We start from the raw sequence: 22,675 nt of genomic DNA on the forward strand, positions 1-22,675 counted from the left end.
CCATGGAACTGGCGCCCCGAAAAAGCCTGAAACCGCCCCGATACCGGACGGATACCCTTTGCGGTGAAGACAATGAGATTGTTGTCCGCCATTGGTCCGAGGACAATGGTCGAATGCTGAGCTGTGCTGTCCTGAAGGCATCTCTCAGGGCATCTACTACAAATGGTCGAAGGACTTCATAGACTGTCGAGGTGAATGCCATCGGTTCGAAAGAGCCGAGACAGAGGAAACGCCGACTGGCTGGTGATAGGGCCCGTGAGGCCACAACCGATGACCCAGCCCCTTGATCCGGTCCGTTTAGATGGAGAATCCGTCCCTGTTTCTTTCTCGTGATTAGGTTGCGGTCAAGGCCTGCTGAGCGGAGCCATTGCGTAGCTCAACCGAAGCAGGCCGGGTGGCGCGGTTGAGATTGACGTAAACGGCTGGGGACAGTCCGCCAAGCGAAGTGTGTGGTCTTTGGGTATTGTAATCAATTCTCCAGTTTTCAATGATCTTTCTGGCTTCAGCGAGATTGCCGAAGATGTGTTCATTCAGGCATGGTCTCGCAGCCTGCCCTTGAAGCTTTCGACGAATGCATTTTGCATAGGTTTTCCGGGCGCGATGTAATGCCAGTTCACGCCAGTGTCCTGGCACCATCTTAGAACAGCGTGCGATGTCATCTCCGTTCCATTATCAGAGACAACCATATCGGGCTGACCGCGCCGACGGATCAGCTCATCCAACTCTCGGGTCAGTCGCATCCCAGACAAAGAACGATCCACAACCGTTGCCAGTGCTTCTCGCGTGCAGTCATCCGCGATACACGGCACACGGAATCTCTGGCTGTCTTAAAATGCATCAGACACAAAGTCCAACGACCACCGCTGATTGGCACGATCCGGCGGCAAAATGGGCCTGCGCGTGCCTAAAGCTCGTTTTCTCGAAAGTCTGCGGCGCACGGCCAAACCCTCTTCACGATATAAGTGCAAGAGCTTCTTGTGACTCACTTCAAAGCCCTCTCTGGCAAGCAGGATTCCCAAACGACGATATCCAAACCGACGCCGTTCATTCGCCAGTTCACGCAGCCGCTTTCGCAGAGCGCCATCGCCTTGTCCCTGCATTTGGTACTAAAAGACAGACCTATGCAGGTCAGCCAATTCACACGCCCGATGCTCTGACAGGCCATGCTGATCCATCACATCACGCTCGGCTCGTCGCTTCACGTCAGGCGTCAGTAGCGTCGCAGGCGCTCACTCGGACCAGTGGCTTTCGATCTGCTCCATTGTGGCAAGATCCTTAAGCGCGGCGTTATCCAGCATTGCATCTGCAAGTATGCGTTTCAGCTTGTTGTTCTCGTTTTCAAGAGCACGAAGCTTCTTGGCATCCGACACATTCATGCCGCCAAACTTTGCTTGGTATTTATAGAAGGTCGCATCACTGATGCCGTTGCGGCGACACAACTCCTGCGCCTTCACACCAGCTTCATACTCTTTGATCATTCCGATGATCTGTTCGTCTGAAAATCTACGTTTCATGCTCCATCCTTCAATTGGACGAATTACTAACACCCCAATGGCCCGATTTCAGGGGGCTGGGTCAGCACCAAAGGTCGATCTCAGCCCAAAATAGGCACGGCAATCAATCAGTTCGGGGGAGCGTCTGGTCGTCGCATCGAAATGAGAATAACTGCTTGTTTGTTGGCACTATTTGGGAGATTTCGAACACAAACGTTTCAGACGGATAGGATCGGGATGGTGCTGCACCTTGCCGTCAATACGCGCCCACAGGCAAGCAAGCAAAGCGTTGGTGCTGGCTTGCAGGAACGCCTCAGCCAAAGCGGTTGGGTCGTCGGTGCGCAGTACCTGTTCGCGGGTGGCCTGCCAATGTTCTATCAGAGCCCTGATTTTTTCGCTTGGGACACGGTCCGCTTCATCCATTAAGAAGGAGGCAAAGGCGTCGCCTGCTGCGCCGCCTGCGAGGCGCGTCGCCATCATGCGAGCATGAATACCGTTGGTGCCTTCATAGATCGCGGTGATGCGGGCATCGCGGTAGGTTTGTTCGATCCGGTATTCCCGCAGGTAGCCATAGCCTCCGAGAACCTGCATTCCCAACTCGGCCGCGCGCATGCCCGCTTCGGTACAGTAAACCTTTGCCAGAGGTGTCAGAAACTCAACCAAATCGGGGGTGTCGCCCTGTTCCATTTTGACGCAAGCCAGATGCGCCATGGCCCGCGCGCCAAGGGCGAGGCGGTCGATCTCGTCAAGCATGCGGCGGACATCGGCATGCTTGTCAATCGTGGTCGAAGCACCATCAAGGCCGCGGCCCTGTACCCGCTCAGCAGCATAGCTCGCGGCGATATCATAGGCGCGCGCAGCATGTGCCACCCCCTGTAGCGCCACGTCTGCTCGGGCGTGGTTCATCATTGCGAACATGGCGGCAAGGCCTTGGCCTTCCTCTCCGATCAGCTCCGCCTCGGCATCGTCGAAGGCGAGTTGGCACGTAGGCGACGCGTGAAGGCCCATCTTTTCTTCGATCCGCGTTACCGTCACGGCATTGCGGCTGCCGTCACTACGGGTGCAGGGGCAAAGGAACAAGGACAAGCCTTTGACACCATTGTCAGAGGTGCGCGCCAGAACGAGGTGCAAGATGCGCTTGGACATGTTCTGATCGCCACCCGAGATGAAAATCTTCTCGCCCGAAATCGCCCACCCTTCCGCGTGCTCTTCTGCGCGGCACCGGATGCGCGCAAGGTCGGACCCGGCGCCCGGTTCTGTGAGACACATGGTGGGCAGCATGTCACCCGATGCCAGCCGGGGCATGATCCGCGCGCGCTGTTCTTCGTTACCGAAATGCCTGAGCACCCGCACCGCGCCTGGAACAAGGCCCGTGACCATCTGCAACGCGTGGTTGGCGCCTGAGAAAACTTCGGAGGTGACGGCGAGCATGAGCGCGCTCATACCCTGTCCGCCGTATTCTTCGGGCACTGTGAGGGCAGGCCATCCCTGCTCAGCATAGGCGGCGTAGCAAGGGGCGAAGCCGTCGGGCATCTTCACGCGTCCGCCTTCAAGACGGCAGCCCTGAACGTCGCCCACTTCGTCGAGCGGGGCGATCTCGCCTTCTGCAAAGGCGGCGAAATGCGCGCCGACCTCACGTGTCAGTTCGGCGTCATAATCGGGCAGCTTACTGGCTTCAGCCACATGGGCGAGTGTAAAGAGGATGTCGTCTAGAGGGGCGGCAAAAGGCTTCATCAGAGCACCTTGAAGTAAGTGATTTCAACGCTTGAGGCGCGGCGGACGCCTGCGCAAACGAAGATCATGTGGTTGACCCAGCGGTAGCCTGCGTCGCCTGTTTCAAGTCGCGCAGCGGTCCGCATATAGTATTGCGAAGGCGGCACATCTTCCCCGTTCGCAAGTCGCTCCATCGCTTCGGTTGGGCCATGTCGGGTGCCGACATTGACGACCTCAATGATCGCTCCATCCGTTGTTTTGATTGCATAGCGCGTGTCGAGTTGAGCGGTTCCATCTGGAAAAACGGTCTGCCAGTCCGCGCCAAGGTTCAACACTTCGCCCTCGATTTCAGGGCCAAGTGCCGCCCCTCCGACGATTGGGATAATGCGTCGCTGGCCAGCACGTCCAACGCCCATCTCGATAGGCTCCCCCAGATCGACGCGAAGCGTGAAGCTGCGCTCAAGTCTGGGGGTGGGTATACCTCGAAGCGTCATTCCAGCCCCAGCAAACGCGCGGCGTTGCCCTTGATGATATCTTCGCGCAGGTGGTCTTTGATCGCGATCTTCTCGAAATCCGAGAGCCAGCGCTCTGGTGTGATCATCGGCCAATCAGACCCAAACAGAACTTTCTTCTTCAGGATCGAGTTGCAGTATTTCACCAAAATCTCGGGGAAGTATTTCGGCGACCAACCTGAAAGGTCGATGTAAACATTCGGCTTGTGCTGGGCCACCGCGAGCGCCTCTTCCTGCCAGGGGAAGGATGGGTGCGCGAGGATGATCTTGAGTTCAGGGAAGTCCACAGCAACGTCATCCATATACATCGGATTTGAATACTTCAGGCGCATCCCATTGCCGCCGGGCATTCCGCTTCCCACGCCAGTTTGCCCAGTATGGAAAAGCGCGATCCCACCTTCTTCGGCGATCGCCTCATAGAAGGGGTAGGCCATGCGATCGTTGGCGAAGAAACCTTGCATGGTTGGGTGAAACTTGAACCCCTTCACCCCGTAGTCGCGCATCAGTCGCTTGGCTTCACGCACGGCCATCTTGCCTTTCCACGGGTCGATGCTGGCAAACTGGATTAGCACGTCGCTGTTCTCTGAAACAGCTTCATAGACTTCGTCGTTGTTGTAGCGGCGGTAGCCCGTTTCGCGCTCGGCATCGACGGGGAAGATCACCGCCGCGATGTTCTGCTCACGATAATGCGCGGCGGTCTGGTGGATGGTTGGCGGGTGGCTCCAAGGCGCGCCGAAATAGCTGGCCATTGTTGACTGCAGATCGTCATAGCCATCATCCGCGTGGCAGCCGCACGGTTCTTCGGCGTGGGTGTGGATGTCGATGGCGCGGACTTTGGAAATGTCTACCATGGGTTTCTCCTAAAGAGTTGCGACGGCCGGATCGGCGTCAGCATAAAGGCGTTTGAGAAGACCCGCGCGGCGGGTCAGAACCTTGCGGAAGTTAAGATTGCCTTTGGCTGTCATTTCGCCGTCGGGCATCGACGCAGGCTCGCTCAGGACAATTGCACGGGCGACGCGGGTTGAACTGCTGGCACCTGTCGCTGCATGGGCCGCCAGGCGACGGTGAATTTCTCCAAGCAGCAGTGGGCAAAGGTAAGCGCCTGCATCATCTTCGAGCTCGAAGCCTTCGGCCTCCAGCTCGCCCAGGTTCGGAAAGATCATCGCACCGATCTCGCCTTTATCTGCACCCGTAATCACAAGATCAGCCGCCAACGGCGCGAGAGCCGCCAGCATGTCGATGCGTAGCTGTGCGGCGCGCACCCAAGTGCCCGTGAGCAGCTTGAAATCCTCCGAAATACGTCCGTCGAACTTCATGCCCTTGTTGATGTCGCCGGGATCGACAAAGCGCATTGCGTCGCCGGTGATGAAGAAACCGTCCTCATCAAAAGCCTCGGCTGTCTTCTCAGGCGCCTCAAAGTAGCCCGGCATGAGGTTCGGTCCCTTGACGCGCACTTCGCAGCGCATCTCACCGTCGGGGATCAGCTTGGCCGTGACACCATTGAGCGGCACGCCTACCACGCCTGAGTTTTCTGTAGGCTCGTGTTGCAACATCATCGCGGGTGCGGTTTCGGTTAGCCCCCATGACGAGGTGATAAGAGGTACTTCGCCTTTCGTCTCCATCGCCATCTGCTCAAAGCCTTGCCAGATCTCCTGTGGGAGGGAAGCGCCTGCATAGAAGATCATGTCGAGGTCTTCAAAAAAGCGCTGGCGCAGGCCCGCATCTTCGCGCAGCGCGTTTAGCAGCATGGAGAAGCCGACGGGCACGTTGAAGCACAGGGTGCCCGTCACCAGCGACAGATTTTCGACCGTGCGCTCGAAGAGATTTTTGACGGGTTTTCCATCGTCGATGTAAAGGCTACCGCCATTGGCCAGCATCATGTTGAAGTTATGCGAGCCGCCAAAGACATGGTTCCACGGCAGCCAATCAACGATCCGCGGCGCACGCGTGCGTAGGAACGGCATGGCATCGGCCAGCTGCACCTGATTGGCGCACATCATGCGCTGTGTTGTCATCACGGCCTTGGGGCTTGAGGTTGAGCCCGAGGTCATCAGCAGTTTCACAACGCTGTCAGGGCCGACGCGCGCGCGCGCTGCGTCCACGTCTGAGCTGTCGCCTTTGAGCAGATCGGCAAAGGGGGTGGTGCGCGCGTCAGGGCGCGTGGCGATCACCTCGATGCCGTCCAGCGCATCCATTGCGAGCGCTTCGCCATATTGCTTGGCATCGACCACATAGGCCATGCGCGGGCGTACCAGCTCGATGGCGTGACGCAGCCGCCCGTGGGCCCCGTGGATCAGGGAGTATTGCTCGGCCACTGGCACCGTAGGGATGCCGACATACTGAGCGGCCAGCGCCAGCAAGCCGTGGTCAACCCCGTTGCCTGACATGATCAGGATCGGCGTGTCAGGCCCCATGCCCCGCCCAAGCAGCGAGGCCGCGATCGCGCGTACCTTTTCAAGTGTCTCCGCATAGTTCTCTTCGCGCCATCCGGCCCCGTGGCGTTCGGCAATAAAGGTGCGGTCTGGTGCGTCTTCTGCCCAGCGGTGCAGCCAGTCGCCCGTGGTGTCGACCACTTCGCTGAGCGGCTCGGCAGAGCGCAAAAGGATGGAACCATCCGCGCGGTCTTCGCGCACTACGGCGTGCGGTTTGAAGTTTGTCGTGCGTTTCATGTGCCCCTCACTTTCGAGAGGATGGCAATCATTTCTGAGCGCATTTCATCATCCAGGCCCGCAAACAGCTTGGCCTCATGTGCTTCAACGGCGGCAACGGCCTGCTCGCACAGGTGGCGCCCTTTGAGGGTCGGGACAAGCGCGTAGGCGCGGCGGTCTGTCGGAACGCGGGTGCGGTTGATCAGCTCGCGCCGCTCCAGTTCGTCGACGATCACGACGATATTGGGGCGTTCCACGTCCATCGCCGCCGCCAGCTGCGCCTGGCTGAGGCCAGCGTTTTCGCAGACCAAAACCAAGGCGGTGTAGGTCAGCATGCGCAGCTCAAATGGTTTCAGCGTGGCGACCAGGTCAGCCTGCACCACGTTGAAAGCGCGCTTCATGTGGTAGCCGAGAAAACGGCGCAGCGTTTCATCGCTGACATGGGGAGGCGGGGTTATGTTCTGTTCAGGTTGGCTCATGAGATCACCGGAACTTAGGCGCGCGCTTTTCAAGGAAGGCGTTTAACCCTTCCTCGGCATCGGGCGTGGTTTGCGACAGCGCCGCAGCGAGGCTTTCGGTGAAGAGCCCGTCTGACTGCGACATATCGTTGATCCGCGGGATGGCCTGGATCATCAGATAATTCGAGAGCGGCGCATTGCGCGAAATCTTCCCGGCAAGTTCTTGTGCCAGGGCCATCGCCGTGCCATCGGCAACCGCATAATGGGCCAGTCCCAGCGCGACCCCATCCTCAGCGCCATACTTGCGCCCTGTCAGCATCATTTCTGTCATACGGTCAGCGCCCAGCAGACGGCCCACATTGGCGGTAGCACCACCACCAACAAAGATGCCACGCCGTCCTTCCGGCAGCTGGAAAATGGTCGAGGCTTCAGCGACGCGCACGTGGGTGGCCGAAGCCAGCTCAAGCCCGCCGCCGATGACCGCGCCGAACATCGCTGAGACCGTTGCCAACCCACCCAGCCTGATCTGATCCATCAGCTTGTGCCAATTTCTCGAATGGTAAAGGTTTTCCTCGGCCGAGCGATGGACATGTTCCGCCAGATCAAGGCCCGAGCAGAAATGACCTTCCACACCTGTAAGGATCACCACACGCACCCCTTCGGGCGGGTTGAAGTAGAACGCCTCCAGCGCGTGCAGCAACTCTTCGCACATTGCGTTGCGTTTGTCGGGCCGGTTCATCGTCAAAGTGGCGATCTGCCCGTCTACCTCGATGTTCAGAATGTCAGACATGAAAACTCCTCAGCGCGGGGGGAGGCGCGTTGCGCCATCAAGACGGATGGTCGTGCCATTCAGGTACGGGTTGGCTACAATCTGCGCGGCCATCAAAGCGTATTCCTCTGGCGCGCCTAGTCGAGCCGGATGAGGAATGTTGCTGGTGATCTGTGCTGTGACGTCATCGGGCAGGCTTTCCATCATTGGTGTATGGAAGAGGCCTGGTGCGATCGTCATGACGCGTATGCCCGCGCGGGCAAACTCACGCGCGGCAGGCAGTGCCATCGAGGCAATGGCACCCTTAGATGCAGCGTAGGCTGCTTGGCCCAGCTGCCCGTCCTGAAAGGCGACAGACGCGGTGTTCACGATGACGCCGCGCTCGCCCTCGACAGACGCAAGCTCCATCATTCGCCGCGCGGCGTGCGTCATGACTGCATAAGTGCCGAAGAGATTGACATCGAGTGTCTTGCGGAAGACGTCAAAGCTGGTCTTGCCATCTCGTCCCACAATACGGGCGGCTGTCCCGATACCAGCACAGTTGACGGCGATCCTCGGCGTGCCCAGTGCCTGCTCTATTTTCGTAATGGCCGCATCAACGGCTGCATCGTCGCTGACGTCTACCTGAGCGGCAACGCCGCCGATTTCCTCGGCAATTCGTACTGCGCCTGCGCCATCAAAGTCCAAAATGCCAACCTTGGCCCCATTTGCGGCCAGATGGCGCGCTGTCGCCGCGCCAAGACCACTGGCGCCGCCTGTGACGATGGCCACGTTTCCGTCGATCTGCATCCGTCCCTCCCATAGGTGCATCGGGTAATAGTTATGATCTATACCTATTTGTGTTCGGACCTGTCAAGCCGGTCTGCGGGCTATCTGTTAGGAAGTGCTTTCGCCGCCAATGCAAGAAACGTTTTGCGTTCAGAGCTGTCCAACTGGCCGAGGATTTCATCCTGAAGATCGCGCACAACAGGCGTTACTTGAGCCAAAAGCTTGGCGCCGCTTTCTGTCAGGTTTACCACGCGCGCCCGCCTGTCAGACACGCTTGGCATGCGCGCAATAAGCCCCTTGGCTTCAAGGCGGTCGATCACCCCGCCGATGGTTGCCTTGTCGTAGGCGATCAAGGCCGCGATGCTTGCCTGATCCGCGCCGGGGTGCGCCCCGATGGCGTCAAGCGCCGCAAACTGTACTGGCGTCAGCTCGAGCCCCAACTTTTTTAGCCGCATTGCAAATACCTGCGTCGAGAGTTGGTGAAGCCTCCTGATGAGGTGGCCCGCCATGTGCTGCGCTTCCATGTCGCTCTCCTTGGTTTGGGGCACGATACTCTGGCTGATATGGGGTGTACACATACTACTTGACTGAAATTAGTATGTATGCAAACTAAATAGCAATAATCGCAAGAGAGGCATTCATGCAATATCATCTCGACGGCTTCCTTCCCGGTGATCCGGATGTATTCCCCGCAGACCCAGATCGCTCGCGAAAGGGCAGTGGGTTATCAGATAAAGTCGATGTGTTAATCGCGGGCTGCGGGCCGGCCGGCCTGTGCCTTGCGGCCCAATTGGCGCGTTTCCCTGAGATTTCCACAATGATAGTCGAGCCGAAGTCAGGCCCGATGGAGAAGGGGCAGGCAGACGGCATCAATCTACGTTCCATGGAGATGTTTCAGGCCTTCGGCTTTGCCGAGAAGATCAAGCGCGAAAGCCTCTGGATCAATGAAACCACGTTCTGGACACCAAGTCAGAAAACGCCGTCTCATATCAGCCGGGCGGGCCGTGTCGAAGATGTGGCCGACGGGCTTTCGGAAATGCCGCATGTTCTGATTAACCAGGCGCGCATTCACGATATGTTCCTCGACCTGATGCGAAATTCGCCGTCTCGGCTTGAGCCGAACTACCAGCTGCAAGTGGTTGATGTTGCAGTTGACCCAGATGCATCGGACCACCCCGTGAGCGTTACTTTGGAGCACACCGCGCCAGAAAAGCGGGGGCAGTTTGAGACAATCCGCGCCAACTATGTCGTCGGCTGTGACGGTGCGCGCAGCAATGTGCGCCGTGCCATTGGGGGTAAACTGCATGGGGATTCTGCGCATCAGGCCTGGGGGGTGATAGATGTGCTCGCGGTTACGGATTTTCCCGACATCCGCATGAAATCCATCATCCAGTCAGGGGCGGGCAACATGCTCGTTCTGCCCCGCGAAGGGGGGTACCTTGTGCGGCTCTACGTTGAGCTGGATAAACTGGATGAAGCCGAGCGAGTGGCCGACCGCGGGCTTGGCGTAGATGATATCATCAATAGTGCGCAAGCCATCCTGCGCCCGCATTCCTTCGATGTAAAAGAAGTCGTTTGGTGGTCAATCTATGAAGTCGGACACCGCCTGACCGATAGGTTTGATGACGTTCCTGAGCAAGAGCGCGGTGTCCGTACGCCACGCGTTTTTACAGCGGGGGATGCCTGCCACACCCACAGCCCGAAGGCGGGTCAAGGCATGAATGTCTCCATGGGGGATACGTTCAATCTCGGCTGGAAGCTGATCTCGGTCCTAACCGGACGCGCCAAAGCAAGCCTGCTACACAGCTATTCTGTCGAACGACGAGGTGCGGCAAAGGCCCTGATCGACTATGATCATGCCTGGTCTCGTACAGTTGGGGCAGCTAGTGAATCCTCGGCTGAGGAAGACATGCCTCTTGTGCAGAAAAAGTTCATCGAAGGCGGGCGCTTCACTGCTGGCCTCACTGTAAAGTATCCACCGTCTGATCTTGTCGCGGCGCACCATGCGCAAGACCTTGCGACGGGGTTTGAAATTGGAACGCGGTTTCACTCGGCGCCAGTTGTTCGTCTAGCAGACGCCAAGCCTATGGAATTGGGCCATGTTGTTGAAGCGGGTGTGCGCTGGACGCTTTTCGTCTTCGCCCCAAAAGACGACGCTCCTCTGCGCGCCTTGTGCGACCATCTAAATGCTGATGCCTCTTCACCGTTGAAAATGTTCCGCCAAGAGGGCGACGACACCGATAGGCTGATTGATGTCCGGGCTGTTTATCAACAGGGGTTTCGTGCCCTGGAGCACGTTCAAATGCACCCGTTGCTACGCCCAGCTAAGGGTGTTTATGGACTGACTGACTACGAAAAGGTTTTCTGTGCGACACCCGAAAGTGACATTTTCGATCTGCGTCAGATCAATCGTGAAGAAGGCTGCATCGTTTTGGTGCGTCCTGATCAATACATTGCCAGTGTTCTGCCGCTTGGCGACCGTACAAGACTAACAGAATATTTCACACGAATAATGCTCAACAGTGTCTCTGACTGAATCCAATTCAGCCTTCAATTGATGCTGATGTCGCTTGTTTCTGAAGGTCGGCGCAACGCCATCGAACCGCAGTAGATCTCGGAAGTAATTGGCTGGTCTGGAAATGCCTGCCGGCTGTGTTGCCAGTTACATTCGGTTGCCGAAATCTGTCTATGTCAAAGCGGCGTACGAGTGACCGTCGCCATTGCCTAAGTAATTTATTTATTGGGCAAAGTTGCTTGATTGCCGGCATCAGTACTGAAGGCGAGGCGAGCTCTAAGCGTAAAGTCTCAGACATCAAGGCAGTGCGCCATCAGGACAATTGCCATGATGCCGCTGTTGCGCAGAGCATCTCAGCGCTCTTGCAACGGGAAAAAGGCAGGCGTCTAGGACCCGAGCGAGCCTTAACTTTGCCGATGCGTCGTCTTGGGCGGGGACGATCTCACGGCGAAAATATGAAAATTTTACTTAATATCAAGTTCTTAAGTATTAATGGAGGTTCCAAAGGGCGAAGTGCCCTTGCGCGACTCCTCATGCAGAAGTAGCGTCTAAGCAATATGTAAAACTTAGTTTTGCATAGTAAAACAACTCAAGGATCGAGTGTCAAGGGAGGAGTGACATGCGTTTTCTAAAATCGATGGCTTTTGTGGCCGGGGTGGCTGCGGCTGCAACAGGTGCTCATGCGCAAACAGTATTGTTGCATGGTGAGGCAGGTCCCAACCGGGGTGCGCGCGCAGCGGCGCTGCAGTGGTATGCAGATCAGGTTTCTGAAAGATCCGCAGGCGATCTGCAAATTGACATCCAATGGGGTGGGGCATTGTTCAAGGCAAACGCTGCCCTGTCTGGCATCAAGGATGGTGTGTCTGACATGGGTTCATTGATTGCGGTTTACTACCCGCAGGAAATGGCCGCTTACGGTATCGCCGATCTGCCGCTGGACAATCCGGATGCCTGGGTTGGCATGCGTGCAACGGATGAGTTCATGCGCGCAAATGCAGCGGTGCAAGCAGACCTGGCAGCGAAGAACCTTGTTTACATCGGAACCTGGACCACCAGCCAGGTCAATATCGGCTGTAAAGGCGCGGCCATTCGTACCGCCGAGGATGTCACAAATCTGAAAGTGCGCGGTGTCGGCGCTTACGGCAAAGTCTTTGGTGAAATGGGTGCCAATATGGTGCGCATGTCAATCTATGACGCCTATCAGGGGCTGGACACCGGACTTATCGATTGTTCTCAGGGCTACTCCTATGCCGTTGCGGCGTTGAAACAATACGAAGTCATGGACAGCTACACCAAGCTGAACTGGGGCCAGGTTGGCGGTGTCGGCATCTTTATGAACAAAGACACCCACGACTCGCTCACGGCGGATCAGCAGGCTCTACTGGCCGCAACTGGGGCGGACATGGCCGATGAATTTGGCCGGATGATTATCGCTGCCAATGACAAGGCTGTTGCTCAGATGTCTGAGAATGGCGTGGAGATCATCGAACTGGATGACGCGGAGCGCACCAAGCTTGTAACCAAGGGTGAGCAATTCGTGAACGCCTGGGTTGAGACCGCGACCAAGGCGGGTCTTCCAGGGCAGGACATGCTGGATGAGTACCAAGGGCTGTTGGCGAAATGGACAGCTAAGCGGGATAGCGAAGGCTACCCCTGGGCACAAAACTAACGGTGCTGACGGCTATGTCGAACGTGCTTGATCGTGTTTTGCTCGGCGTTGCCGCTCTGGCTGTGATTGGGATGGGAGGCCTGATCACAGCCAACGTTCTGGCACGTCTGGTCGGTTGGAACATCCCTGACAGCAACATCATCGTTGAAGAGCTGATGCTGGCTGCTGTTTTGCTGCCCCTGTCCATCGCGACAGCGCAGCGCGCCCATGTGGTGGTCGAGTTCGTATCGAACTGGTTCCCCGAACGGGTGCGATCCTGGTTGGTTGTACTGGGGTCATTCGTTGGGCTGCTGGCGCTTGCCCCCCTGACCTATGCCGGAGCGCGCGCATTTATGGGCGAATGGGGATCGGGCAGCTTTTATTTTGGTGATCTGGGATTGCCAAAATGGCCGGGGCGTTTGGTTTACACATTGGCCTTGGCGGTGTGCTGGTTGCGCCTGGCCATGCTGATGCTGGGCGATATTGCGACCATCGCCAAAGGTGGCGTCGTCAAAGATAAAGAGGCACATTAATGGATCCCGCGACGATTGGACTGCTGGCCTTTGCCAGCGTGCTGGTGCTGTTGGCGCTACGGGTGCCGATTGCATTTGCTCTGGGGGCTGTGGCGGTTGCCGCAACCTTTATCATCTTTGCCTTTCGCACGGGCAGCTTTATGCCGGAACGGGCGCTGCGGGCGACCACGTCGATGGTGTTCAACAACTCCTTCGATCTGGTTCACTCCTACTCGCTGTCGATGATCCCGTTGTTCGTGGCCCTTGGGCACATCGCTTACCGGGCTGAAATCACCACCAAGATCTATTTCGCAGCCAAAGTGTGGATGACCAGGATCCCCGGGGGCGTCGCCATGGCCAGCGTCATCGGATGTGGCGGGTTTTCCGCGATCACCGGATCTTCGATCGCTTGTGCCTCGACCATGGGGCGCATCTGCACGCCTGAGATGTTGCGGATGGGATATGATCCGCGCCTTGCAACCGCCAGCGTTGCGGCTGGCGGCACCCTGGGATCGTTGATCCCGCCGTCGGTCTTGTTCATCATCTACGGGATCTTCACCGAAACGTCGATTTCCAAGCTGTTTCTGGCTGGTATCTTGCCGGGGTTGCTGACTTTGGCGGGCTTTCTGCTGGTGATCTGGGTTTGGGTGATGCGTAACCCTGAAATCGCACCCGAGGTGGGGCAGGTCTATTCAGCCAGCGAACGCCGGGAGGCTGCGATTGCGGCTTGGCCCGCCCTGATGCTGTTCGTGGTCATCGTTGGTGGGATCTACGGCGGCATTTTCACCGCGACCGAGGCCGCCGCGGTTTGTGTTACTGCCGCGACCCTGATCGGATTTGCGCAGGGCACGCTGACCTTCACCGGGCTATGGGACAGTGTGAAGGAGACATGTGTTCAAACGGCGGCGGTCTTCTTTATTGCTGCAGGCGCCAAGGTGTTCGTGTCGTTCATCGCTCTGACGGGGATTGCGCCGGTCATTGTCGAAACGGTGTCCGGCGCGGATTTGCCTGTTGTCACGCTGATGATCTGCATTGCCCTGATCTATCTGTTGTTGGGCATGTTCCTGGACCCTATCGGGATTATGGTTCTGACCTTGCCCCTGCTGGTGCCTCTGGTCGAAAGCTACGGTTTGAACCTGATCTGGTTCGGCGTGGTGGTGATCAAGCTGCTGGAAATCGGTCTGATCACGCCGCCGGTTGGGCTGAATGTTTTCGTGATCGCAAATGTGGTTGGCAAGGACGCCCCGATTGATCGGATCTTTGCTGGGATCGCGCGGTTTCTTTCGGTCGACATGGTGGTGTTGCTGCTGATCATGAGTTTTCCGATACTGTCCCTCCTTATTCCTTTGGGGGCACGATGATGGGCAGCGACGAAAAAGACCGCAAATTCGCCACCACTCTGGCGCGGGGGCTCAGCGTACTGCGGGCATTCCGCGCCAGCGATGATGGGCTGACACACACGCAGATCGCTGAGCGGACGGGATTGCCCAAGCCGACGCTGACCCGTTTGACCTATACGCTGAGCCAGCTGGGCTATCTGAGCCACGCCGGGCGAAACGATAAGTTTCGATTGGGGCCCTCCGTTCTGTTGCTGGGATCTGTGGCGCAGGTGTCGATCAGCTTTGTCGAGATGGCGTCTGAAGCGATGCAGAAACTTGCGGATAGCAGTGGGACGCTTGCGCTGATCGCGATGCAAGATGCCGACCGTATGATGTTGGCGCGGACCTGGCGGCCACAGAACACCGCCTCGATCTGGCTGGAACCCGGTCACAGGCTGGATCTGTTCGGGTCCTCGTCCGGTTTGGCGACTTTGGCCGCAATGGGGGAGGAGCAGTTTGCAGCGTTGTCACCGACGGAGGACCAGCGCGCGATGCGTCAGCGTGGCTATGAGCAACTGCTTGAGCGGGGCTTTGTGATCACGCCAGCAGATACCCAATATACCCGCCGGATCCATGCGGTCAGTGTGCCGTTCTTTGCAGGGGAATATGGTGCGCCAGTTTCCTTTACTTGCGGTGCATTGCCCAAAGATCTGGACCTAGAGCGGATGGAACAGGAGGTTGGCCCGGCGTTGCGCGATCTGGTCCGTGATCTGGAGCGCCGCACGGGCCGTGCCCCCACGCTGGCACGCCGGGGATGAGTCCCCTCAGAACATTGCGTTTTTCTGCCCGCTTCAATGCTTCGTTAACGGGCTGATGCTGGGCAAAACGCTGATTAAGTTGGATAAGGAAAAATCGTGATGGAACAGGCTGTTCTGGTCTCCACTGCCCGCACAGGGCTTGCGAAGGCGTTTCGCGGATCGCTGAACACAACACATGGGGCCGCGATGGGGGCTCATGTGGTCGAACATGCTGTGGCCCGCGCTGGTATTGATCCGGCTTCGGTTGAAGACGTGATCATGGGCTGCGGCTACCCGCAGGGGGCAACAGGTCAGAACATCGCCCGACAGATTGCGCTGCGTGCGGGGCTGGGACTGGGTGCGGCAGGTCAGACGGTCAACCGGTTCTGTTCGTCCGGGCTGCAGGCCATCGCAATGGCGGCGCAGGCCATCAAGGCAGACGGTGCCGGCGTCATGGTGGCTGGCGGGCTGGAGAGCATTTCCATGGTCCAGCCCGAAAACAAACCGGTGCGTGATCCGTGGCTCTCTGAGCATATGCCGGACATCTACATGACCATGATCGAAACCGCTGACATTGTCGCGCAACGCTATGGCGTCAGCCGCCAGGCGCAGGATGACTACGCTCTGCTGTCCCAGCAGCGCATCGCTGCGGCGCAACAGTCCGGTCTGTTTCAGGATGAAATTGTCGCGATGGAAACCGTCATGGCGGTCAAGGACCGTGACACTGGCGCGGTATCCAGCCAGACTGTTGTGGTGGATGGGGACGAATGCAACCGCCCGACAACAACCATTGACGGGCTTGCCGGCCTTGCACCTGTGCGTGAGGGGGGATTTGTCACCGCTGGCAATGCGTCGCAGCTGTCCGATGGGGCTGCAGCGCTTGTTGTGATGCCTGAGAGTGAAGCCGCGCGGCAAAACGTAACACCGCTGGGCGCCTTCAAGGGGTTCGCGGTGGCAGGGTGCGCCCCGGATGAAATGGGGATCGGTCCTGTCTTTGCCGTGCCGCGCCTGCTGGAGCGCCACGGGCTGACGGTGGATGACATCGATCTTTGGGAGTTGAATGAGGCGTTTGCCAGTCAGGTGCTATACTGCCGCGACCACCTGCAGATCGACCCGGATAAGCTGAACGTCAACGGGGGATCGATCGCGATTGGGCATCCCTTTGGGATGACGGGTGCGCGGATGGTGGGCCACCTTTTGTTGGAAGGGCAGCGGCGCAAAGCCAAGCTGGGCGTTGTGACGATGTGCGTTGGCGGCGGCATGGGGGCCGCTGGCTTGGTAGAGATTTTCTAAGAGGCGAAACATGGACTTGAGTTACACAGAACAGGAGCTGGCATTTCGCGAGGACGTGCGCGATTTCCTGGCCGAACATCTTGACCCGCAGGTGTCACAGAAGGTGCGCACGGGCCGTGAACTGACAAAGGCCGAGATGGAGGGCTGGCACGCAACGCTGCACGCCCGCGGTTGGCTGGCGCAGAACTGGCCAAAATCCCACGGTGGGGCGGAGTGGACTGCGGTGCAGCGGTTCATCTACGAAGAAGAGGCCGCCCGCGCCTCGGCGCCGCGGATTGTTCCTTTTGGCCTTTCGATGCTGGCACCAGTGCTGATGGAATTTGGCAGCAAAGAACAGCAGGACCGGTGGTTGCCGCGTATTCTGTCTGGTGAGGATTGGTGGTGTCAGGGCTATTCTGAACCGGGGGCAGGGTCCGATTTGGCCAGCCTCAAAACCCGCGCGGTCCGGGATGGGGACCACTATGTGGTGAACGGTCAAAAAACCTGGACCACGCTGGGACAGTTCGCCAACATGATCTTCTGCCTCGTGCGCACCGATACCGAGTGCAAACCCCAGGAAGGCATCAGCTTCTTGTTGATTGATATGGACACCCCCGGTGTGGAGGTGCGCCCGATTGTGCTGTTGGATGGCACGCCCGAGGTGAACGAGGTCTGGCTGACAGACGTACGTGTGCCGGTCGAAAACCTGGTCGGGGAGGAAAACAAAGGCTGGACCTATGCCAAGTACCTGCTGACCCATGAACGTACCAATATCGCAGGGGTTGGCTTCTGTCAGGCGGGGCTTGATGCCCTGAAGCGGCTGGCACGCACGGCCAATCACAATGGCCGCCCGCTGTCGGAAAACCCCTTGTTCGCTGCACGGATTGCGCAGGTGGAAATTGAACTGATGGCGCTGGCCACGTCCAATCTGCGCATCTTGGCAGCTGCCGGCGCTGGCCGGGCACCGGGTGTTGAGGCGTCGATGCTGAAGGTGAAAGGCACTGACATCCGTCAGGCAATCAACGATTTGGCCCGGCGTGCTGTCGGTCCCTACGCAATGCCTTTTGCCTCCGAAGACGTGGAGGGCAGCAACGCACCTTTGCCCGATCCATTGAATGCCGGGGCGGTGACAAAGGCGTATCTCAACAACCGCAAGATCTCGATCTTTGGGGGTGCGAATGAGGTGCAGAAAAACATCATTGCCAAGACGGCACTGGGAGGTCGGGGATGAATTTTGATCTGAGTGACGAACGTCAAATGCTGTCGGATACGCTGCGGCGGTTTCTGGCGGACAAGTACAGCAGCACGCTCAGGAATGAGGTGCTGTCTGATCCTGCCGGTCTGTCCCGTGAGATCTGGTCTCAGCTGGCAGAGCTGGGCGTGATCGGCGCGCTGTTTGATGAAGCGCAGGGCGGCTTTGGTGGGGCAGGCGGTGACATCGCTGTGGTGTTTGAGGAACTGGGCCGCGCAGGCGTGGTTGAGCCGGTGCTGGACACTGCCGTTCTGGCCGGCGGGATCATCGCGGACCTTGGCAACGCTGACCAACAGGCACTGGTCGAACAGATCATCGCGGGCGAATTGCATGTCGCGCTTGCGCATGGCGAACCTGAGGCGCGCTATGACCTGCCCTATGTGACCTGCCGCGCCGCAGAGGATGCGGAAGGTATCCGTCTGGAGGGGCGCAAGGCCGTGGTCGTGAACGCGGAGGCGTCTGAGTATCTGATCGTTTCCGCGCGTGAGGCTGGTGGGCTGAGGGATTGGGAAGGCATCTCGTTGTTCTTGGTGCCACGTGACACTGCAGGTTTGGTCTTGCAGGGCTATGCGCTTGCCTCTAGGGGACGCGCGGCTGAGGTGGTTCTGGACGGCGTGACCCTGACGCCCGAGATGCGCCTTGGCACGGCGGGGCAGGGCGGGGATGCCCTGACCAAGGCAATGGCCCGATCCGCAGTGGCGCAAATGGCGGAAACGCTGGGCGCCATGCACACGGCCTGTGAAATGACACAGGATTATCTGATGACGCGGCGCCAGTTTGGCAAACCTCTGGGCAGTTTTCAGGCCTTGCAACACCGCGTTGCTGAGATGCTGATAGAAATGGAGCAGGCACGTTCCGCAACGATCAATGCCCTGGGCCATCTCGACGGCCCGGATCGGGATCGCCAGATCAGCGCGGCCAAGGCGTTGATGGGGCAGATCGGCAAACGCATCGCCGAAGAAAGCATTCAGATGCACGGCGGTATCGCGATGACGCAGGAATATGATCTGGCACATTTCGCCAAACGCATCATCATGGGCGATCATCGTTTCGGTGACAGCGATTATCACCTGGAGCGGTTTATTGACCTCTCCGCAGCTTGACTTGACCTCAACAGGCGCCCGCGCGCTGGTGGGCTATGACATAGAAACGGACCCTCAGGGGGATGTTCTGGTCTCGCTCTCCATCGGCGGGCAGCACCTCAATCGGGTGGACACTCTGCACGGTGGCATTGTGTCGATGTTGCTGGATACGGCGATGGGTGTGGCGGCGTCGCGCCATTTTCAGACGGGGGATAGTTTGCCCCAGGTGGTGACCCTGTCGCTGACAACCGATTTCCTCAGCGCTGCGCCATCGGGGCAGCGGGTTGTGGCGCGTGGCTGGATTGATGGGGGTGGTCACAAGATCTGTTACGCCAAGGCGGAACTGCGGGGCGAGGCCGAGGAGGGTCGCCTCTACGCCAGCGGTTCTTCGGTGCTGAAACGTGTGAGGGATCGCGAATGACGCGGTTTGAGGACCGGGGCGATCGGTTGATCGTTTGGAACGGCAACAGCACCCGGCGCGGCGCGCTGACCCCTGAACTGTATCAGGCCATCCAACAGGCCGTGGAGATGGCAGCCCGTCCTGACGTGCGCGCCATCATCTTGACGGCCGAGGGGGGCTTTTTCTGCGCCGGGGGTGATCTGAATGCACTGCAAGAGCGCCGCGCCCTGTCCATCGAAGAACGCCACGCACGGATTGAGCTTTTGCATGATGTGACCCGGGCGATCCGCGCCTGCCCGGTGCCGGTGATTGCGGCGGTTGAAGGCGGCGCGGCCGGGGCTGGGTTTTCATTGGCTCTGGCCTGCGATCTGATCGTGGCGGGTGAGGATGCAACCTTTACTGCGTCTTACGTCAAGGCGGGGTTGGTGCCCGATGGTGGCCTGACGGCTGCCTTGGCCCGCAGTGTGCCGCGACACCTTGCGATGGAGCTGTGCCTGATGGGCCAGCCCGTAACCTCGGCCCGTTTGCAGGCATTGGGGGTTGTCAGTCAAATCGTGCCCACGGGGCAGGTATTGTCCGCGGCGCATACACTGGCTGACAGGCTGGCCAAGGGGCCTGCTGTTGCGCAGGGACAAATCCGCGCATTGGTTGCGCAAGCCTATGACCAAACCGAGCAGGACCAACTGAACAGTGAACGGGACGCGATGGCAGTCGCGATTGGTGCTGATGAGGCTGCAGAAGGGATTGCGGCCTTTTTAGAGAAACGAAAACCGAGGTATTCTTAATGAGTTGGAACACGGCCGTGACCCAGACCTTTGGGATCCGTCTGCCTGTTGTGGCGGGGGGGCTGCAATGGTTGGCAGACGCGGAATATGTGGCTGCTGCAGGCCGCGCCGGTGCCATTGGCTTCATGACTGCGGCAAGTTTTGGCGGCGATCAGGCGGCGCTGCGCGCTGAGATCGCCAAAGCGCGTAAACTATGCGGGGCGGCGCCCTTTGGGGTGAATGTGTCAATGCTGCCGAAACTGGTTCCGGGTGAGCAGACCGAAGATATCTTTCGCCTGATTGCAGACGAAGGCGTGCCGTTTGTGGAAACCTCAGGGCGCAACCCTGAACCCTATATGGAACTGTTGAAATCCCTTGGCCTTGTGGTGATCCACAAGGTTCCGGCGGTGCGCTATGCGTTGAAGGCGCAAGAGGCTGGTGTGGATATGGTTTCCATTGTTGGGGCCGAATGTGGCGGTCACCCGGGGATGGATATGATCGGCAGTTTCGTTAACGCGGCCATGGCTGAGCGGGCTCTGCGTATTCCGTATTTGATTGGTGGCGGCGTGGGGCACGGGGCGCAATTGGTTGCGGCGCTGGCAATGGGAGCCTCTGGCGTTGTGATGGGCACCCGGCTGCTGGTTTCAGATGAAATCAATGCCCATCCGGATTTTAAATCCGCGCTTGTATCTGCCAGTGAACGCGACACGGCGTTAACCATGCAGTCGGTGCGCAATACCGTGCGCAGTCTGGCGAATGAAACAACGGCTGCGTTAAATCAGTTGGAGGCCAGCACCCCCAACCTGACGATCCAGGATCTTTTGCCTCTGGCCTCCGGTCAGATCGGGCGTAAGGCCTATGAAACCGGCGATGTGTCGCGCGGGATCCTTTCGGCTGGGCATGCGCTGGGATTAACGGATCGTTGCGGGCCGATGGCTGATATTCTGTACCAATTCGAAAACGAGGCGCTGGCGGCGCTGGGACGCTTGGACAGCGTTAACACTATGACCACTGAAGGGGCAGTATGAGTATGGCATCAGAACGGTTTTCACGCTGGCATGACGCGCTGCAGCACCAATACGAAACACGGCCCGCCGCACCCGCCTATTCGGATCGGGCAGGGTTGTGTTGGTCTTGGGCAGACCTTGATAGGGCCGTTTCCGACCTGACGCAGGCCTTGTCCCAGGCCGGGGTTTGCGCAACAGATCGGGTGTTGTTGCTGGCGGAAAACAGCGCTGAGGCAATAGCGACGCTTTTTGCCTGTTCGCGTCTTGGTGCCGTTGTCATCCCGTTTAATGCCCGCCAAACCGCGCCCGAAGTCGAAAAGATCATCAATCACGCCACCCCGGCTGCCGTTGTCATCACCTCTGCCATTTCCGCCGAAGCAGAGGCACATGCCGCACGTTTGGGCGCGCAGCCAATCCGCGGGGCCTTTGGGGTGTTGTCACTGCTGCAGGCTGCGACGGACCCCGATCCGGATCTTACCGATGTGGCCTGCATCCTTTACACCACCGGTACAACGGGGGATCCGAAAGGGGTGATGCTGACGCATTCCAACCTGCTGTTTGGGGGCCGTGCCAGTGCCGAACTGCGCCATATGTCACCCGATGATCTGGTCTATGGCGCCCTGCCGATCACGCATGTCTTTGGTCTGGCCTCAATCGTGACGGCCTGCGCAATTGCGGGGGCTCATGTCCGGTTGGAGGCGCGGTTCTCGGCCGAAAAGCTATACAATGCCTTGCAGGACGGGGTTTCGCTGCTGTCAGCGGTTCCGCAAATGCATGCTTTGCTGATGCAGTATGTCAAAGAACGGGGATTGACCGATTTGAACTCGCCCGCGCTGCGCTATGTGTCATCAGGCGGCGCACCGCTGGACCCGGATTGGAAACGCAAAGCTGAGGCCTTCTACCGTGTTGCGCTGCAAAACGGGTATGGGATGACGGAAACCACGGCCGGGATTTGCGCCACGGACAACGATCTGGGCGATCCCGATATCTCCACCGGGCCGCCATTGCCGGGGGTGTCTGTCCGTATTGAGGGGGATCAGGACACCGGGGGCGACATCTACACATCAGGCCCCCACATCATGCAGGGCTATTTCCGCAACCCGGTCGCGACCGAAGAGGCGCTGAGGGAGGGCTGGCTCAAAACCGGCGATATTGGCCGGTTCGACGCACAGGGCCACCTGCATATTCTGGGGCGCTCCAAGGAGTTGATTATTCATGGCGGGTTCAACGTCTATCCCCCCGAAGTCGAAGCTGCCCTCTCCGAGCATCCGAAGGTGATCCAAGCCGCCGTGATCGGACATGTTGTGAAAGGTGATGAAAAGGTCATTGCCGTCTGTCAGGTTGCGCCTGGGGACCAGCCCGACGAAGAAGATCTGCGGGGGTTCGTCGCGTCACGCTTGGCTGGGTATAAGCGCCCCAGCGCCTATATCTTTGCCAGCGAATTGCCCGCAGCGCCAACAGGAAAGATCCTAAAACACAAACTGCGCCAAGCGTTTGCCTCCCATCTGGCGGGGATTGAACGGGAGACGTGACCTTAGTTGGAGCATCACTAAAATGCCTGTCGCTTTCGGCTTGCTCCGTAATCGCGGCTGGCGTTAAGGGCAGGTTTCTCTGATCTTCATAGGGAGCGTGCCCAATCGTCTCGGAATTTTGGGAGTGAACGCATCTGATCTATCTGGCCCCCGATGGACACAGAATTTGGCTGAGGTCCCGGTGGTATTGGGATTGGGGCGGAAACGGATGTGC

The 22,675-nt window shown here is 58.6% G+C and carries 20 protein-coding genes and 1 pseudogene; 12 read left to right on the top strand and 9 right to left on the bottom strand.

Features of this window, described 5'->3' with window-relative positions:
• Window positions 1–333: 333 nt before the first annotated feature.
• The 9 genes and pseudogenes from TL5118_RS20930 to TL5118_RS13675 all read right to left on the bottom strand — a co-directional run bounded on the left by TL5118_RS20930 (window position 334) and on the right by TL5118_RS13675 (window position 8,885).
• Window positions 334–1,514, bottom strand: a pseudogene (locus TL5118_RS20930) (IS3 family transposase).
• A 168-nt stretch (window positions 1,515–1,682) separates the two neighbouring features.
• Entirely contained in the window at window positions 1,683–3,227 is a 1,545-nt protein-coding gene (locus tag TL5118_RS13640) for an acyl-CoA dehydrogenase family protein (RefSeq protein ID WP_058242659.1), read from the bottom strand.
• The gene (locus tag TL5118_RS13645; RefSeq protein ID WP_058242660.1) at window positions 3,227–3,700 is read right to left on the bottom strand and encodes a DUF3237 domain-containing protein; all 474 of its coding nucleotides are present in this window, start codon (window positions 3,698–3,700) and stop codon (window positions 3,227–3,229) included. The genes TL5118_RS13640 and TL5118_RS13645 overlap by 1 nt, the downstream gene beginning before the upstream one ends.
• Window positions 3,697–4,569, bottom strand: a complete 873-nt coding sequence (locus TL5118_RS13650; RefSeq protein ID WP_058242661.1) for an amidohydrolase family protein — start codon at window positions 4,567–4,569, stop codon at window positions 3,697–3,699. The genes TL5118_RS13645 and TL5118_RS13650 overlap by 4 nt, the downstream gene beginning before the upstream one ends.
• Window positions 4,570–4,578: 9 nt before the next feature.
• Window positions 4,579–6,387 carry a feruloyl-CoA synthase gene (locus TL5118_RS13655; RefSeq protein WP_058242662.1) on the bottom strand — a complete coding sequence of 603 codons (1,809 nt, stop codon included), beginning with the start codon at window positions 6,385–6,387 and terminating at the stop codon, window positions 4,579–4,581.
• Complete coding sequence (locus TL5118_RS13660) at window positions 6,384–6,845, bottom strand: MarR family winged helix-turn-helix transcriptional regulator (RefSeq protein ID WP_058242663.1); 462 nt, start codon at window positions 6,843–6,845, stop codon at window positions 6,384–6,386. The genes TL5118_RS13655 and TL5118_RS13660 overlap by 4 nt, the downstream gene beginning before the upstream one ends.
• Window positions 6,846–6,849: 4 nt before the next feature.
• Entirely contained in the window at window positions 6,850–7,614 is a 765-nt protein-coding gene (locus tag TL5118_RS13665) for a crotonase/enoyl-CoA hydratase family protein (protein WP_058242664.1), read from the bottom strand.
• 9 nt (window positions 7,615–7,623) lie between these two features.
• Window positions 7,624–8,382 carry an SDR family NAD(P)-dependent oxidoreductase gene (locus tag TL5118_RS13670; RefSeq protein ID WP_058242665.1) on the bottom strand — a complete coding sequence of 253 codons (759 nt, stop codon included), beginning with the start codon at window positions 8,380–8,382 and terminating at the stop codon, window positions 7,624–7,626.
• An 80-nt stretch (window positions 8,383–8,462) separates the two neighbouring features.
• On the bottom strand, window positions 8,463–8,885 hold the full coding sequence (locus tag TL5118_RS13675; RefSeq protein ID WP_058242666.1) for a MarR family winged helix-turn-helix transcriptional regulator: 423 nt from the start codon (window positions 8,883–8,885) through the stop codon (window positions 8,463–8,465).
• Window positions 8,886–9,001: 116 nt separating this feature from the next.
• Here TL5118_RS13675 and TL5118_RS13680 point away from each other — a divergent pair, with 116 nt between their 5' ends.
• The 12 genes from TL5118_RS13680 to TL5118_RS13735 all read left to right on the top strand — a co-directional run bounded on the left by TL5118_RS13680 (window position 9,002) and on the right by TL5118_RS13735 (window position 22,461).
• Window positions 9,002–10,897: an FAD-dependent monooxygenase gene (locus TL5118_RS13680; protein ID WP_058242667.1), complete on the top strand. Its 1,896-nt coding sequence runs from the start codon at window positions 9,002–9,004 to the stop codon at window positions 10,895–10,897.
• Between the two features lie 598 nt (window positions 10,898–11,495).
• The gene (locus TL5118_RS13685) at window positions 11,496–12,545 is read left to right on the top strand and encodes a C4-dicarboxylate TRAP transporter substrate-binding protein (RefSeq protein WP_058242668.1); all 1,050 of its coding nucleotides are present in this window, start codon (window positions 11,496–11,498) and stop codon (window positions 12,543–12,545) included.
• Window positions 12,546–12,559: 14 nt separating this feature from the next.
• Window positions 12,560–13,057 (top strand): TRAP transporter small permease, encoded by a 498-nt coding sequence (locus TL5118_RS13690; RefSeq protein ID WP_058242770.1) that lies wholly within the window; start codon window positions 12,560–12,562, stop codon window positions 13,055–13,057.
• Entirely contained in the window at window positions 13,057–14,397 is a 1,341-nt protein-coding gene (locus tag TL5118_RS13695; RefSeq protein WP_058242669.1) for a TRAP transporter large permease, read from the top strand. The genes TL5118_RS13690 and TL5118_RS13695 overlap by 1 nt, the downstream gene beginning before the upstream one ends.
• The gene (locus tag TL5118_RS13700; protein ID WP_058242670.1) at window positions 14,397–15,173 is read left to right on the top strand and encodes an IclR family transcriptional regulator; all 777 of its coding nucleotides are present in this window, start codon (window positions 14,397–14,399) and stop codon (window positions 15,171–15,173) included. The genes TL5118_RS13695 and TL5118_RS13700 overlap by 1 nt, the downstream gene beginning before the upstream one ends.
• A 99-nt stretch (window positions 15,174–15,272) precedes the next feature.
• Complete coding sequence (locus tag TL5118_RS13705; protein WP_058242671.1) at window positions 15,273–16,445, top strand: acetyl-CoA C-acyltransferase; 1,173 nt, start codon at window positions 15,273–15,275, stop codon at window positions 16,443–16,445.
• A 10-nt stretch (window positions 16,446–16,455) separates the two neighbouring features.
• Window positions 16,456–17,655, top strand: a complete 1,200-nt coding sequence (locus TL5118_RS13710) for an acyl-CoA dehydrogenase family protein (RefSeq protein WP_058242672.1) — start codon at window positions 16,456–16,458, stop codon at window positions 17,653–17,655.
• A complete protein-coding gene (locus tag TL5118_RS13715; RefSeq protein WP_058242673.1) occupies window positions 17,652–18,779 on the top strand; it encodes an acyl-CoA dehydrogenase family protein in 1,128 nt (375 codons plus the stop codon). The genes TL5118_RS13710 and TL5118_RS13715 overlap by 4 nt, the downstream gene beginning before the upstream one ends.
• Window position 18,780: 1 nt before the next feature.
• Complete coding sequence (locus tag TL5118_RS13720) at window positions 18,781–19,179, top strand: PaaI family thioesterase (protein WP_058242674.1); 399 nt, start codon at window positions 18,781–18,783, stop codon at window positions 19,177–19,179.
• Entirely contained in the window at window positions 19,176–19,943 is a 768-nt protein-coding gene (locus TL5118_RS13725; RefSeq protein WP_058242675.1) for an oxepin-CoA hydrolase, alternative type, read from the top strand. The genes TL5118_RS13720 and TL5118_RS13725 overlap by 4 nt, the downstream gene beginning before the upstream one ends.
• Window positions 19,943–20,950 carry an NAD(P)H-dependent flavin oxidoreductase gene (locus tag TL5118_RS13730; protein ID WP_058242676.1) on the top strand — a complete coding sequence of 336 codons (1,008 nt, stop codon included), beginning with the start codon at window positions 19,943–19,945 and terminating at the stop codon, window positions 20,948–20,950. The genes TL5118_RS13725 and TL5118_RS13730 overlap by 1 nt, the downstream gene beginning before the upstream one ends.
• Window positions 20,947–22,461, top strand: coding sequence for a class I adenylate-forming enzyme family protein (locus TL5118_RS13735; RefSeq protein WP_370701678.1), 1,515 nt, complete (start codon window positions 20,947–20,949; stop codon window positions 22,459–22,461). Before TL5118_RS13730 ends, TL5118_RS13735 begins: the two co-directional genes overlap by 4 nt.
• Window positions 22,462–22,675 lie beyond the last annotated feature (214 nt).

Origin of the sequence: Thalassovita autumnalis (assembly GCF_001458255.1) — a bacterium.
GTDB classification, from domain to species: Bacteria; Pseudomonadota; Alphaproteobacteria; order Rhodobacterales; family Rhodobacteraceae; genus Thalassobius; species Thalassobius autumnalis.

Excerpts from the sequence above, each read along its gene's own strand:
- TL5118_RS13640 (WP_058242659.1), bottom strand. The coding sequence starts at position 3,227 with ATGAAGCCTTTTGCCGCCCCTCTAGACGACATCCTCTTTACACTCGCC.
- TL5118_RS13645 (WP_058242660.1), bottom strand. The coding sequence starts at position 3,700 with ATGACGCTTCGAGGTATACCCACCCCCAGACTTGAGCGCAGCTTCACG.
- TL5118_RS13650 (WP_058242661.1), bottom strand. The coding sequence starts at position 4,569 with ATGGTAGACATTTCCAAAGTCCGCGCCATCGACATCCACACCCACGCC.
- TL5118_RS13655 (WP_058242662.1), bottom strand. The coding sequence starts at position 6,387 with ATGAAACGCACGACAAACTTCAAACCGCACGCCGTAGTGCGCGAAGAC.
- TL5118_RS13660 (WP_058242663.1), bottom strand. The coding sequence starts at position 6,845 with ATGAGCCAACCTGAACAGAACATAACCCCGCCTCCCCATGTCAGCGAT.
- TL5118_RS13665 (WP_058242664.1), bottom strand. The coding sequence starts at position 7,614 with ATGTCTGACATTCTGAACATCGAGGTAGACGGGCAGATCGCCACTTTG.
- TL5118_RS13670 (WP_058242665.1), bottom strand. The coding sequence starts at position 8,382 with ATGCAGATCGACGGAAACGTGGCCATCGTCACAGGCGGCGCCAGTGGT.
- TL5118_RS13675 (WP_058242666.1), bottom strand. The coding sequence starts at position 8,885 with ATGGAAGCGCAGCACATGGCGGGCCACCTCATCAGGAGGCTTCACCAA.
- TL5118_RS13680 (WP_058242667.1), top strand. The coding sequence starts at position 9,002 with ATGCAATATCATCTCGACGGCTTCCTTCCCGGTGATCCGGATGTATTC.
- TL5118_RS13685 (WP_058242668.1), top strand. The coding sequence starts at position 11,496 with ATGCGTTTTCTAAAATCGATGGCTTTTGTGGCCGGGGTGGCTGCGGCT.
- TL5118_RS13690 (WP_058242770.1), top strand. The coding sequence starts at position 12,560 with ATGTCGAACGTGCTTGATCGTGTTTTGCTCGGCGTTGCCGCTCTGGCT.
- TL5118_RS13695 (WP_058242669.1), top strand. The coding sequence starts at position 13,057 with ATGGATCCCGCGACGATTGGACTGCTGGCCTTTGCCAGCGTGCTGGTG.
- TL5118_RS13700 (WP_058242670.1), top strand. The coding sequence starts at position 14,397 with ATGGGCAGCGACGAAAAAGACCGCAAATTCGCCACCACTCTGGCGCGG.
- TL5118_RS13705 (WP_058242671.1), top strand. The coding sequence starts at position 15,273 with ATGGAACAGGCTGTTCTGGTCTCCACTGCCCGCACAGGGCTTGCGAAG.
- TL5118_RS13710 (WP_058242672.1), top strand. The coding sequence starts at position 16,456 with ATGGACTTGAGTTACACAGAACAGGAGCTGGCATTTCGCGAGGACGTG.
- TL5118_RS13715 (WP_058242673.1), top strand. The coding sequence starts at position 17,652 with ATGAATTTTGATCTGAGTGACGAACGTCAAATGCTGTCGGATACGCTG.
- TL5118_RS13725 (WP_058242675.1), top strand. The coding sequence starts at position 19,176 with ATGACGCGGTTTGAGGACCGGGGCGATCGGTTGATCGTTTGGAACGGC.
- TL5118_RS13730 (WP_058242676.1), top strand. The coding sequence starts at position 19,943 with ATGAGTTGGAACACGGCCGTGACCCAGACCTTTGGGATCCGTCTGCCT.
- TL5118_RS13735 (WP_370701678.1), top strand. The coding sequence starts at position 20,947 with ATGAGTATGGCATCAGAACGGTTTTCACGCTGGCATGACGCGCTGCAG.